10 protein-coding genes are annotated in these 12,873 nt (G+C 41.5%); 5 read left to right on the top strand and 5 right to left on the bottom strand.

From position 1 onward, the window contains the following. The first annotated feature begins 6 nt into the window (after nucleotides 1-6). From ccoG to WFY05_RS13650, 5 genes are read left to right on the top strand one after another with little or no spacing between them, the layout of a single operon-like run. Complete coding sequence (gene ccoG, locus WFY05_RS13670; protein WP_340113450.1) at nucleotides 7-1,368, top strand: cytochrome c oxidase accessory protein CcoG; 1,362 nt, start codon at nucleotides 7-9, stop codon at nucleotides 1,366-1,368. A 28-nt stretch (nucleotides 1,369-1,396) separates the two neighbouring features. Further along, nucleotides 1,397-1,840: a FixH family protein gene (locus tag WFY05_RS13665; protein ID WP_340113449.1), complete on the top strand. Its 444-nt coding sequence runs from the start codon at nucleotides 1,397-1,399 to the stop codon at nucleotides 1,838-1,840. Between the two features lie 50 nt (nucleotides 1,841-1,890). Next, entirely contained in the window at nucleotides 1,891-2,658 is a 768-nt protein-coding gene (locus WFY05_RS13660) for a sulfite exporter TauE/SafE family protein (RefSeq protein WP_340113448.1), read from the top strand. Continuing rightward, entirely contained in the window at nucleotides 2,648-5,035 is a 2,388-nt protein-coding gene (locus WFY05_RS13655) for a heavy metal translocating P-type ATPase (protein WP_340113447.1), read from the top strand. Before WFY05_RS13660 ends, WFY05_RS13655 begins: the two co-directional genes overlap by 11 nt. Nucleotides 5,036-5,084: 49 nt before the next feature. Next, nucleotides 5,085-5,834 (top strand): glycosyltransferase family 2 protein, encoded by a 750-nt coding sequence (locus WFY05_RS13650; protein WP_340113446.1) that lies wholly within the window; start codon nucleotides 5,085-5,087, stop codon nucleotides 5,832-5,834. 17 nt (nucleotides 5,835-5,851) lie between these two features. Here WFY05_RS13650 and WFY05_RS13645 read toward each other — a convergent pair whose 3' ends face one another. From WFY05_RS13645 to WFY05_RS13625, 5 genes are all read right to left on the bottom strand, one after another. Next, nucleotides 5,852-6,601: a class I SAM-dependent methyltransferase gene (locus WFY05_RS13645; RefSeq protein ID WP_340113445.1), complete on the bottom strand. Its 750-nt coding sequence runs from the start codon at nucleotides 6,599-6,601 to the stop codon at nucleotides 5,852-5,854. A gap of 30 nt (nucleotides 6,602-6,631) precedes the next feature. Continuing rightward, entirely contained in the window at nucleotides 6,632-8,068 is a 1,437-nt protein-coding gene (locus WFY05_RS13640) for a glycosyltransferase (RefSeq protein ID WP_340113444.1), read from the bottom strand. Between the two features lie 336 nt (nucleotides 8,069-8,404). Beyond that, nucleotides 8,405-9,115, bottom strand: a complete 711-nt coding sequence (locus WFY05_RS13635; protein WP_340113443.1) for a polyphosphate polymerase domain-containing protein — start codon at nucleotides 9,113-9,115, stop codon at nucleotides 8,405-8,407. A gap of 2 nt (nucleotides 9,116-9,117) precedes the next feature. After that, nucleotides 9,118-9,798: a DUF4956 domain-containing protein gene (locus tag WFY05_RS13630; RefSeq protein WP_340113442.1), complete on the bottom strand. Its 681-nt coding sequence runs from the start codon at nucleotides 9,796-9,798 to the stop codon at nucleotides 9,118-9,120. 11 nt (nucleotides 9,799-9,809) lie between these two features. Beyond that, nucleotides 9,810-12,788, bottom strand: coding sequence for a CotH kinase family protein (locus WFY05_RS13625; protein WP_340113441.1), 2,979 nt, complete (start codon nucleotides 12,786-12,788; stop codon nucleotides 9,810-9,812). Nucleotides 12,789-12,873 lie beyond the last annotated feature (85 nt).

Raw genomic sequence — 12,873 nt, 5'->3', positions numbered from 1 at the left:
CGTGCCATGTCGGTGGAAGAATTAACATTCCGTGACAGACCCATAAACCTCAACGAACGTGGAGGAAGAAAATGGGTTTACGCCAAAAAGCCTTCAGGCAAGTGGTGGACACGACGTACCATTGTTGCCTGGATTTTGCTGGCATTATGTGTGGGAATACCCTTTGTAAAAATCAATGGTCATCCACTTGTTCTTCTCGACATTGCCCACCGAAAGTTCATCATTTTTGGAGCCATTTTTTGGGCGCAGGATACGTTTATTCTGGCCCTGCTCATGCTGTCGTTTGTGCTATTTATTGTTTTATTCACTGTTACTTTTGGACGATTCTGGTGCGGTTGGACCTGCCCGCAAACCATCTTTCTGGAGATGGTATTTCGACGCATCGAGTACCTGATTGAAGGCGATTACCGCGAGCGTCTTCACCTCGATAACAGCTCGTGGACAAGCAAAAAGATTTTCAAAAAGACACTGAAACACGGCATTTTTATGTTGATATCAGTGACCATGACCAATGTTTTCCTGCTTTGGTTTATTGGTAGTGACCGCTGGCTTCAGTTGATTACAGAGCCCATCTCGCAAAACCTTGGTGGCTTTGCCATTATGATACTCATTTCGGGTATTTTTTACTGGATCTATTCATTTTTCAGAGAGCAAATCTGCACGATGGTGTGCCCATACGGAAGAATGCAGGGCGTTTTGCTGGATTCGAAATCGGTTATGGTGGCTTACGATTACAAACGTGGCGAACCGCGCGGCCCCAAAAGTACCGGCGACTGCATCGACTGCAAACAATGTGTTTCGGTTTGCCCGACCGGAATCGATATAAGAAACGGGACGCAACTGGAATGCATTAACTGCACCGCTTGTATCGACCAGTGTAACAAAGTAATGAAGATAACCGGCAAAGCTCCGGGCCTGATTCGGTATGCTTCGGAAGCCTCGATAAAAGGCGGCCACACAAAAATCTGGAACGCCAGAAACCGTGCTTATTCTGTGGTTCTGCTCATCATTTTCTCCTTCTTTGTCTACACACTGGCTACCCGCCCGGCGATAGAAACAACCATACTTCGCACACCGGGATTGTTGTACCAGGATCAGGACAGTACCTTTTCGAATGTGTACAACATTAAAGTGGTGAACAAAACGCATGAAGAAATGCCACTGGAACTTAAAATATTGTCGCATAAGGGTAGAATTCAAATGGCCGGTAACAAAATGGATATTAAAGATCAGTCGATGTACGAGTCTACTTTCATTTTGTATATACCCAAAGAGGTAATAACAAGTGATAAAACGGAAGTTGAATTTGGGATTTACAGCAACGGCAAACTGATGGAAACGTATAAAACAACGTTTGTTGGACCATAGGCAGTAATGCCAAAATAAAAAAGGAGTTATGAAGAAGTTTACGTGGGGAACAGGGATTTTTCTTTTTCTGGTGTTGTTTTTAGTAGCCTCGGCAGTATTTATAATATTTGCCTCGCGACAACAGGTCAACCTGGTTTACAAGGACTATTACGAAAAAGGTGTCGATTATTCGGAGCAAATGAAGGTGCTGGAGCGCTCGAAACCATTTAACCATTCGATCTCGATCAATGCCGACAATGAATATTTAAAGGTGGATATCGAGGCCGGATTAGCCGCAAAATTAGATTCAGGCAGTGTATACCTGTATCGTCCTTCCGACAAAGATCGTGATATCACTACTTTGGTTTCAGCCCGGACCTCATCTGTTCAATTCAAAAAAGCTGATTTGATCAGCGGACGTTACATCCTGAAATTTTCGTGGTATACCGATGGTACAAAATACGAAGTCAGCCGCCCTGTAAATGTGCAGTAGAATGCCTATATTTATCTCTTTATTTTAATCTTTAGTTCAATTACTACGCCATGACCATTTTACTCTCTGCCCTGCTTCTTGGCCTTATGGGAAGTTTCCACTGTGCCGGAATGTGCGGGCCAATTGCCATTGCACTGCCACTTCACGGAAACACTGTTCCGCAAAAAATTTTTGGCGGCACCCTGTACAACCTGGGACGAACCATTACCTACGGAATTATGGGCGCCATTTTTGGACTAATTGGCCAGGGGCTTCAACTTATCGGGTTCCAGCAGAAAGTTTCTGTAATTATGGGTGCGATAATGATCATTTCGGTGCTCTTCCCCGCCCTGTTTAAAAATCAGTATCGAATGGACAAGAGCTGGATTTCACTGGCAGGTAAACTAAAAAGTACCATCGGGAAGATGTTTGCCATCCGTTCGTTTCAAAGTCTGTTTTTTATTGGCATGCTGAACGGACTGCTTCCCTGCGGACTGGTTTATATGGCCATTGCAGGAGCCATTGGAACCGGAGGCGTTGTTGAAGGTTCGCTGTACATGATACTTTTCGGATTAGGTACGATCCCCATGTTGCTGGCTATTTCACTGGCCGGAAACGTTTTGAGTCTGACCGTCAGAAAACGCATCAACAAACTTATTCCGGTGCTGGTGGTTATTGTTGGCATCTTGTTTATTCTGCGTGGCTTGAGCCTCGGAATTCCGTATCTTAGCCCGCCAAAGCAAAAAATTGAGCAGAAATTTGAAAGGAGCCTTCAGTCTGAATCGGCTCAACTGCAAGAAGAATCGAAGGGAGATTGTTGCCAGGTAAATGAAGAGTAAGGGGGAGAATACATGCGTTCATTGCGGAGCCGACTGTGGCAAAGAGCCCGTGGTGTGGAACAACATGAATTTTTGTTGCAACGGCTGTCTTACAGTTTATCAATTGTTGAACGAGAATAAACTCTACAATTATTATCAGCTTGAAGAAACCCCCGGGATAAAAGTAGAAACCACTGAGTTTGGCAATAAATACGCTTTTCTCGATAACGATGAAGTCAAAGAAAAACTCATTTCATTTAGCGAAGGTGGCATTTCAAAGGTTCGGTTTTTTATTCCGGTAATTCACTGTGCATCATGCATTTGGTTGCTCGAACATCTCCAAAAACTACATTCGGGGATCCGGCATTCGTTTGTCAATTTCACAAAAAAAGAGGTGGATATTACTTTTGACGAAGGTAAAATTACGCTTCGGCAACTGGTAGAATTACTTTCATCGATCCACTACATTCCTGATCTTTCGCAAAGCCAGACAGACAAAAAGGACGATAAATCGTATAAAAAGCTGCTGTATAAAATCGGAGTAGCAGGCTTTGTTTTTGTGAATGTGATGACCTACAGTTTGCCGGCCTATTTTAACGGCGAACCACTTAACGAAAAGTTGCAATCGCTGTTTAGCATCCTCAGTTACATACTGGTTATTCCTGTGGCCATATACAGCGGCAGCGACTATTACATTTCGGCGTTTAAAAACCTCTTGAAAAAAAACATCAGCATCGATTTGCCCATTGCACTCGGGATCATCGTGCTGTTCATTGTAACCAGCTACGAAGTGCTTTCGGGCATGGGACCGGGATATTGCGACAGCCTTTCCGGGCTCATCTTTTTTCTTCTGGTTGGAAAATGGTACCAGGGAAAAACCTACGAAGCACTCTCGTTCGAACGCAATTATAAATCTTATTTCCCCATTGCCGTAACTAAAATCAACAAACAGATTGAAGAAAGTATTCTACTCGAAAAGATCGAAGTTGACGATGTCCTGATCATACGAAATAAAGAGTTGATCCCGGCAGATTCGGAGTTGCTTGAAGGTGACGCCCGCATTGATTACAGCTTTGTGACCGGCGAATCGACACCAGTGGCCAAAAACACGAGTGATTTTATTTATGCCGGCGGTCGGCAAATGGGTGGTATCATCAAAATAAAGGTAAAAAAAGGAGTCAATCAAAGTCACCTCACCAAACTCTGGAACCAGGACGCGACCTACCATAAACCCAGCGATTCGCTAAAGAATCTGTCGGACAGAATCAGTCAGTATTTCACAGTGATTGTTATTGCCATTGCCATTGCCGGATTTACGTACTGGATGCTGCAAGGCGAAACGCACACCGCCATTTTTGTATTTACTGCAGTGCTGATTGTTGCCTGTCCATGCGCGCTGGCACTGTCCATTCCGTTTACTTTTGGAAATACCATGCGGATCTTTGGCCGGAAGGGCCTTTACATCAAAAACACCGATGTTATTGAAAAACTCTCGCATATCGACACTATTGTTTTCGATAAAACAGGAACTCTTACCCAGCCCAACCAAAACAAAGTTGAATACCTCGGAGAAGAACTCAATCCGGATGAAAAAGAAGCTGTATTTTCCATCGCTAAACAATCGACACATCCTTTGAGTGCGGCACTCACACAATTCTTTAACGGTAGCAACTACCACGCTCCCGAGCACGTTGTGGAGGTAGCGGGGCGAGGTATATTCGGAAAGGTGAACCAGCTGGAAGTACGTATCGGCGCGGAAGAATATGTCACCAACCGCTTAACTGAAAAGAAACAGAACTCATCAATAGTTTTTGTTGCGATTGATAACCGCGTAAAAGGTCATTACACCATCAGCAATAAATACCGCAGCGGTTTCGACAAGGTTCTAACCTCATTACGGAGCTGCTTTAAACTCTTTTTGGTCTCCGGTGACAACAGCGCTGAAGCCAAGAATCTGAATGCTTACTTTGAAACCGGGAACATGCATTTTAATCAAAAACCCGGTGACAAGGCTGAATTTATCAAAAAGCTGCAGAGTGATGGCAACAGCGTTTTAATGACCGGCGATGGTCTTAACGATGCCGGTGCGCTGATGCAAAGCGATGTGGCACTTACCGTCGCCGACAAAGCCTACCATTTCTCACCGGCCAGCGATGCAGTGCTGGAAGCCCAACAATTCAATAAGTTAGACAGGTTCATTGGATTTACACGAACGGCATTAAACATCGTGAAAATAGCCTTTGTGATTTCGTTTCTCTATAACATCATCGGAATCAGCTTTGCCATTACCGGAAATCTGTCGCCGGTAGTAGCGGCTATTCTAATGCCGATCAGCTCAGTTTCGGTGGTGGCATTTGCCACATTTGTCACCCGATTAGCCGGAAGGTGGCGTTTGTAGTGCTCAACTACAAGATTCTTGCTATTTTTAAGCCTAAAAATAAAACCGGATGATAAACAACAAAAAGGTAGTAGTGGTGCTACCTGCATACAACGCATCAAAAACACTGAAAATTACTTACGATGAAATTGACTTTAATGTTGTTGATGATGTAATACTTGTTGATGACCTGAGTAACGACGATACGGTTGAAGTCGGGAAAAAACTGGGCATAAAACACATTGTTGTTCATGAGCACAACGAGGGCTACGGCGGAAACCAAAAATCATGTTATAACAAAGCACTTGAACTCGGTGCCGATATCGTAATTATGCTTCATCCCGATTACCAGTACACCCCAAAACTGATTCCCGCCATGTCGAGCCTATTGGGGAGTGGTTTATACCATGTTGTGCTTGGATCGCGTATCCTCGGTACGGGAGCAATGAAAGGCGGAATGCCCCTGATAAAATACGTGGCCAACCGCGGGCTAACTTTCATCCAGAATATATTGCTGAATGCCAAACTTTCGGAATACCACACCGGATACCGGGCTTTTTCGCGCGAAGTTCTGGAAGCCGTGGATTACAGTGCCAACTCCGACAATTTTGTATTCGACAACCAAATGCTGGCCCAAATATGGTACGCCGGTTACGAGATAGCAGAGATCACCTGCCCCACAAAATATTTCGACGATGCATCGAGCATCAGCCTGAAGAGCAGCACTGTTTACGCGCTGGGTGTACTGAAAACCTCCATACAATTTAGATTGCAAAAATGGGGACTGATAAATAATAAGATTTTTCAACTGAGAACTTAATTTGCACAATTAGGTTTTTAACGCTTTTGTAACTTAATTGTCACAAACATTGATAAATTCTTTGAAATACCTGAAAGTATTTTATCTAAAGACTTAAAAAAAGGATATGAAAAGTCTGGGACTAATTGCCGAAATGAAACACCACCACTTACTAAATACCTAAGTGGTGTATGGTATTTCATGTCAATAACAGTAAGGCATGGGAAAAGGGTATCGAATCGCTCTTTATCTCGCTCGAACACAATCCAGGGCAATGCTCCATTTGCTCCGCTTAATGGACCATTTTCAGGAATTTTCCAATCACCACCAACTTCAAAAGGTTCGTGATGAAAATTTTTATAAATAAATCGACCCCAAAGTGAATTTGCAGGCTCAACCATAATCAAAACACCATTCGTCATCAAAACCCTTTCCGCTTCTTTTAAAAAAAGCTCAGAATCAGGGACATGATGAAAAGTATCGATCATAAAGATAGCACTGACTTCTTCATTTTTAAAAGGCATGTCAAGTGCTGAAAAGGTGAGATCGTTAGTCGGCAAATCCAAAATATCAGTACAAATCACATTCCGATCAATTTCCTTAAGGAATCCGCCACCGGATCCTAGTTCAATAAGTTTTCCTTGTGGCAAATCTTCTTTAACGCGTATAAAGAAAGTGTACCATTCTTCGTACAATCTTCGAAGAAACAACTTTTTCTGAATTAGTTTCTTATGAAAAATAGTTCTTTCCGGAGAATCTAAATTATAGGGTATATAGTATTTAAGCATAACTCAACTAATGGCAAAAAGGCTCAGTATCTATTTAAATTTGATTTTAAACAATGCAAACCACCACATTTTCAGCAAAAGAAGACCGTGTTTAAACCTTGAAATATTAGTGTCGCCATAAATTCTTTCCTGGTACCTGATTGGCATATCAATGATTTTCAGGTTGAGTTTAAATGCACCAAAGAGCAAATCGAAGTCGCCAAATGGATCAAAGTCTCCAAAATACGAGCGATTGGCCGCTAACTTCAGGTAATCTTTTCGAAACATCACTTTTGTTCCGCACAACGTATCTTTTATCGGCTGTTCGAGCAACCAGCTAAAAGCCATGCTAAAGAATTTATTCCCCAGCGTATTCAGAAAACGCATGGCATTTTTTTCCATCGGATAAATCAAACGTGTTCCGTTTATAAATCCTCCCTGGTTTTGTGCCAGTGCATAATAGAATTTTGGCAGCTGCTCCGGCGGAACGGTTAAATCAGCATCCAGGATCATTAAAATATCGCCCGTTGCTATGTTATAACCGGCCCTTACTGCATCTCCTTTTCCTTTTCCAGGTTGCTGTATCGCTTTTATATCATGAGTCGCTTCATATTTTTTCTGAATCTCAAGTATCTTCTCCCAGGTATCGTCGGTTGAGTTTCCTTCAACAAAGATGATCTCGATGTGCTTTCCAAATTTTGGCAAACGCAATATGGCATTTTCAATATTGCCACTTTCATTTCTTGCCGGGACCAAAACTGTAGTTGAATATTCCTCCGCTATTTTTTCTTTCGACAGTTTAGAAATGGGTTGTGCAAAGGTATATTGATTCAGTGCCAGCAAGTTAAACAACGGCAACCTGGATAAAAACTTATTCAAAAAACCGGATATTAACGGAATGTAATATGGAAAGAGCATGGATGAGTTTTGTTTGTAAACTTCGAAACCTGCCAGGTAAAGCAGGTTGGCCATGTCTTTTTTCGAAATCCAGCTTTGTTTTGGGCCCTTCTTTTTAATTCCAATGAATTCGGCAAATTTTATAAAGGGTTCCCAACTTGAATTGTAGTAGGTGACAATAATTTTGGTTTCGGCGTGACAAACCTTTTGCAGTTCTTCAAAAACCGATTGAATATCGAGAAGATAACCTGTCAGGTTGGAAAGGATAATCACATCATATTTTTTGTCAATATCAATGCGCTCGGCCTCCATACATATGAATTCGATATCGGGGAAATGCGATTTTGCCTCCTCAATCATGTTAGCGCTAAAATCGATCCCGGTTTTATGCTGGCCACTTATTTTATTTAATAATTCTCCGGTACCGCAGCCAATCTCTAAAACAGAGGATTCAGGATGTACAAAAAAATCGCAATACTCCGTAATACTATCCCAATAATAACTTCTCCTTTTTCGGTATTTAACACGTGTTTTTGCCGCTAAATCAAAATATGAATTTAGCTGCTCCTTTTTCTCCTTGTAGATATCCATATGTAATTTTGGCTAGTCGATTGTAAAAATTGAGGCGTAAATGTACAATTTCATCCGTATTAATAAAACTATTAATCGGGTTAAACATTATTCCTTAAGGTTGAAAATTGATTGTAGCAAGAGCGCTACTCCGTTTTAAAAATCTATTGTTTTTTTTTGTGTTGATAAGCAATGGTTAATTGTCATCTACAAATTTCCGCGGAACATTATAAGAACTACATTTGATTCTATTTTTGCTGCTCTTAAGGAAACCAGCGCGAAGTATGCTTTTTAATTCGATTGAATTTACCCGACGGTTAAAACACAAAATTTCTAACTGAAAGCTAAGATATTTTGTTATTCAGGAACTTCACTTCTGAAATGGATCATTCCGGCCAGAAACTTTGAGTTTTTATCTAAACGAAACGGAAATTGCGTGGTGATCATATCTACTTCGCTATTCCATTCTTCATCGTATTTCAGTTCAACTACGGTCTTAAAGTCCTCGGTAAAAGGCCGGCCAAAATGGTTCCATCCACGTCGCAGGTTATAGAACTCCAGTTTATCGTCGATGGTAACGCGGTATTTTTTATTTCTCGATTCAAAGTAGCTTCGTTCATATGAATTGAGCAGTACAGGTTGAAGTTTTGCCACCCTCTCCCGAACTTCGTCAGGTAGGTCTCCGTTCGAAAAAAGGGAATCGATATCCTGAACGGTAAAATTGTTTTTATCAAAATGAAAAGCCGGCATTTTAAACGATCGTTTTGTGCCTACCAATCCCTTTTTAATTTTGAATTCCAACACGGGTGATTCAACGGTTCCAAAAACATCGCCATACCAACGCAGGCGGCATTTCCAGCGGGTTCCGTGACCAAACAGATTATCGAAAAAACAATCCAGTCCCGGGGTATCGAAATAAATATTATTCACACGCCGGGGTTGGTATACGGGAGAAAAAAATGCCTGGTTTTGTTTAATAACCAACTCGGTAGCCAAGCGTGACATGTTGGGCGCAATAAATTTACGCTCGAAACGATAGGTATTTAACTCCGTATAGCCGTTTACCATGCTTAAAATGAGTTGTTATCGACAAATGATACACGGACTTCGCTACTAACCGCTGTCAGTTTATTTTTAAAATTCTGCAATTCGTCGGGATTTTTTATTTCAATCCAGAACGCTGTTTCAATGTTGTCGGAAGTTTCGTCGTAACGAACCAGTTTCGATGCTTTAAAACTGTTCTTCACGACTTCGTCAACACTTTCCAGACTGGGTTTTCCTTCGCCTGCTCCGCTAACAGTAAGGTAAAGATTCTGCTTGCTTCTTTTCGGCGTACTCAAGTGCCTGATCCAAATAATACCAAGTAAAACAAAAGCACCAACAATGGTTACCAACCGCTGATTGGCTCCCATACCCAAACCAATTGAAATGGTAAGGAATAAATACGCCAGTTCCTCAGGTTCTTTAATGGCCGAACGAAAGCGAACAATTGACAGTGCTCCAACCAAACCAAGCGACAGTGCCAGTGATGATTTTACAATCGAAATGATGAGCATGGTTGTGAAGGCCACCAAAAAGAAATTGGCCGCAAAAGTTTTCCTTCCGGACAGACTTTTTGCACAACGTGTGTAGGTAAATTCAAGTACCAGCGACAGTATCAGAACAATTCCGGTATTGATTAAAAAGTTAATGATCGAAATTTCTGAGCTCTCGGTGATCAAAAAACGTTGAAACAGATTCCATTTATCCATTTTTATCTTTTTTATTGATATAATTTAATTGCTAAATTCTCTTCTCTTCCTTCTATTTTCCGTCCATTGAGTTCCAAAACCGAACCGAGTTCAATTTGATGGAACACGACCTTATTTTTAAGTTTGAGATTATCTATTTTTATGCTAGCCGGACCGTATTCCGGTTTTTTAACAAAGGCAACAAGACCATAGCTCACGCCGTCTATTTCAATTCTGTCGAGCGTTAAACGGCTTAAATCTTTTGATGCAATTCCAATATTGGCATCTTCAATTTGAACGTCGCTTACATTCAGTTCCGATTTCTCGCCTCCCGAAATGGCTTTGTCTCCAATTACTGACATCTGGCAATCACTGATCTCAACGTGGCTTCCTGAAAAATCGATGGCATCGTTGCCAATATTTTCAAAGTTGCAACTCCGCACCGTTCCGGTACAAAAATCCGAATCGAAAGCGTCGGCAAATGTATGCTTAAATTCGCAATTGTTCACACGGAAATCCGACCGGACAACATTTAAAGCATCGTCGCAATTATTATTTCCTTCAAACAGGCAATACTCCATCTCAACATCTGATTCGTAGATATTTATCGCAGCCGGCGAAAACCAACCACTATGTTTCATATTGCTCAATCGGGAGAAATAAGTGTATGAAAAGCGCGATTTGCCAGCAGCCTGCAGAACATTAAATCCATTGGCTGAGCTATCGCTTGAATGAATAAATATTGGTTGTGCAGCATTTCCCATTGAAACCACCGGCGCGAAACAAAAGAATCCGGCTCCCTGCGTAAAATCAATAGTCGTTCCCGGTTTTATATAAACTTGAAACGAGTCTGGGATTACCACATCTTCCGAAAAATTATAGTTCCCTTCAAAAAGTACGGAGTCACCTGAAAATGTTAAGTCGGGATGCAGTGGCTGAGCCAGCAAAACCTGCCGTGCCGATTTTTCTTTGGGTGCCGCCCATTGGCTGATCGTCGCTTCAAACATCTCGGTGCCCACCGCAAACAAGAGTTTTTCCGGAACGCCTTCGTTAATCGTAAAATCAAGTCTTCTGGCCACCATCCCTTTTGAGGGTTCAATTACCGGTTTATCATCAAAACTTACCGGAAGTGCATTTTTTATAAAAGCACCCAGAATTTTCACATCGGTGTTGGCATAATTAAAAACCGTCAGATGTTTATTGGCATTATCAAAATATGCATGAACCTGCTGAACGATTAAATTCGCATTGGCGCCAGGTAAACTTCCCGGATGATAACGTTCGATCTTTTTGCTCTGTAATTTGGCACCTAATTCAATCAGGTTTTTGCGAATATTTTCAAGGTTATTATTTATAAACGCAGCCTGCTCTTGTATGTAAGAAAAATCGGCATTGTAATACGGAAATTCCGCCTGAAGCAAAGTCGTTAGCGAATCGATTTCACTTTTATTTTCTGTAATAATGTTCGCAACAAACTCTTTTGTGCTGTACTTTTTTAGATAAGCCATATATTCTTCACAAAACACCGGATTTTCGAAAGGTTTGTACAGCATCAAATCCATGCGCGATAACTGGTCGACTTTAGCGGCCGGTAACAATCCGTTAATGCGTTCATCGATGCGTTTATAAATCCCGTCTTCGATGTAGCCGTCAAAAGCAATGGGTTCGAGCAAACAGGTAACCGGATTATAGTAAAACCTGAGGTTGTGCCAGGCAAAACCATGATAAGCCTGTGTGAGATCGAGCAGCGCATAATAAGCTGCCAGTTTTTTCACGTCAAACACTTCGGTTACCGGCGCACTAGAAAACTTAAACTGGGTAAGTAAAGTTTCCGCTTCCTCAAATTGTTTCACCTTTAACGAGTCTTTCGCTACGCTACCTTCTTTAAATGGTATTATTTTGGCTGCCCCATAATAATCCACATCCCAGTTTTGCCCTGCAATCCTCGTTTCACGTATCTGATCCCAGAAAAGCGTCTCATCAAAACGGATGATCGGCCCTTCTCTTCTGTTTTTATTTTCAACCAGTTGTTTTTCAAAATGCTCTTCCCAAGCATAAACACCCCTCGATTCGCTATTTATTTCAATGGGAATAAAACCGTAGCGGGTGGTAAGTATATCCTCATTCAGGTAAATCTGATGAGCAAACCATTCGTTCAAGAAATGCCGTGTTGAAGGATTCTGAATGGAAAAAGTCCGCATTCCATTCCAGGCAAACTGCTTTTTAAGTTTTAAGCGGTACGACCATTTGTCTCCATAAAGATGATCGACCAGATCGCCCTTTAAACGAAGCTCGCCATTTAAAAAATCATGACCCTCGTAGAGCATCATTGGCACATAATCGTCGCCCGAATTCACTAAAACTCCCGTTTCAAAAGCATCGAAACGTTTGTTACCAAATGTTTTAAAAAACTGCTCATCCACATACAATCTTAGCTTCGGATAACCTTCAAATGAAGCATATTCTTTTTTATCCCGATGCACGATCTGCAAGTCATCGAAATAGATCGTATCAGCCGTGTTGTTCCAAGCATAGATTTTTATCTTCCCACTGAAATAGTTTGGAGGCACATAATATTCCAGTTCAATTTTTTCCCAGCCGTCATTGCCTTTTTCAACTACATTGCCCGAAGCCTCGTAACCTCCAACTTCTCCTCCATCGGCAACAACAAGACCGCTTTCGGCCGGGCTTTTTCGCCACACTGTAATTTCAAGGTAATCGTCGGGTTTTACATCGTTTAGTTCGGTGGTCATTCCAAAGCGATTCCCCGGATAAAGTTTGCTTGAATAAGTCCCCGAGAATGCTACTTCACCCGATTGTGCATTGGTGTTCGAAAACAGGAGATTACTTCCGTTCTTCTCCAAAAATCTTTTACCGTCTTCAGATATTTGTTCTGCATCGCACGTATACACAAGCTGCTTTTGTTCCTGCGAATTACCTGTTTTGTTTGTACAGGCAGCTATCCCGAAAAACAAAAGAATTATTGCTATGAATGAAGACCGAAAATTCATGTAATTTTTTGAAACTGCAAAAATAGTAATTCGAGAATGTTTTAATAATATTTTAACCTGTTTTATATTTCAACATTAAAAAATA

This window comes from Maribellus mangrovi (genome assembly GCF_037646455.1).
GTDB classification, from domain to species: Bacteria; Bacteroidota; Bacteroidia; order Bacteroidales; family Prolixibacteraceae; genus Draconibacterium; species Draconibacterium mangrovi_A.
The sequence above is the reverse complement of the archived record's forward strand: the minus strand, read 5'-3'. Positions and strand labels throughout refer to the sequence as shown.

Coding starts and splice junctions, on each gene's coding strand:
- WFY05_RS13625 (WP_340113441.1), bottom strand. CDS start 12,788: ATGAATTTTCGGTCTTCATTCATAGCAATAATTCTTTTGTTTTTCGGG.
- WFY05_RS13665 (WP_340113449.1), top strand. CDS start 1,397: ATGAAGAAGTTTACGTGGGGAACAGGGATTTTTCTTTTTCTGGTGTTG.
- WFY05_RS13645 (WP_340113445.1), bottom strand. CDS start 6,601: ATGCTTAAATACTATATACCCTATAATTTAGATTCTCCGGAAAGAACT.
- ccoG (WP_340113450.1), top strand. CDS start 7: ATGTCGGTGGAAGAATTAACATTCCGTGACAGACCCATAAACCTCAAC.
- WFY05_RS13630 (WP_340113442.1), bottom strand. CDS start 9,798: ATGGATAAATGGAATCTGTTTCAACGTTTTTTGATCACCGAGAGCTCA.
- WFY05_RS13635 (WP_340113443.1), bottom strand. CDS start 9,115: ATGGTAAACGGCTATACGGAGTTAAATACCTATCGTTTCGAGCGTAAA.
- WFY05_RS13650 (WP_340113446.1), top strand. CDS start 5,085: ATGATAAACAACAAAAAGGTAGTAGTGGTGCTACCTGCATACAACGCA.
- WFY05_RS13640 (WP_340113444.1), bottom strand. CDS start 8,068: ATGGATATCTACAAGGAGAAAAAGGAGCAGCTAAATTCATATTTTGAT.
- WFY05_RS13655 (WP_340113447.1), top strand. CDS start 2,648: ATGAAGAGTAAGGGGGAGAATACATGCGTTCATTGCGGAGCCGACTGT.
- WFY05_RS13660 (WP_340113448.1), top strand. CDS start 1,891: ATGACCATTTTACTCTCTGCCCTGCTTCTTGGCCTTATGGGAAGTTTC.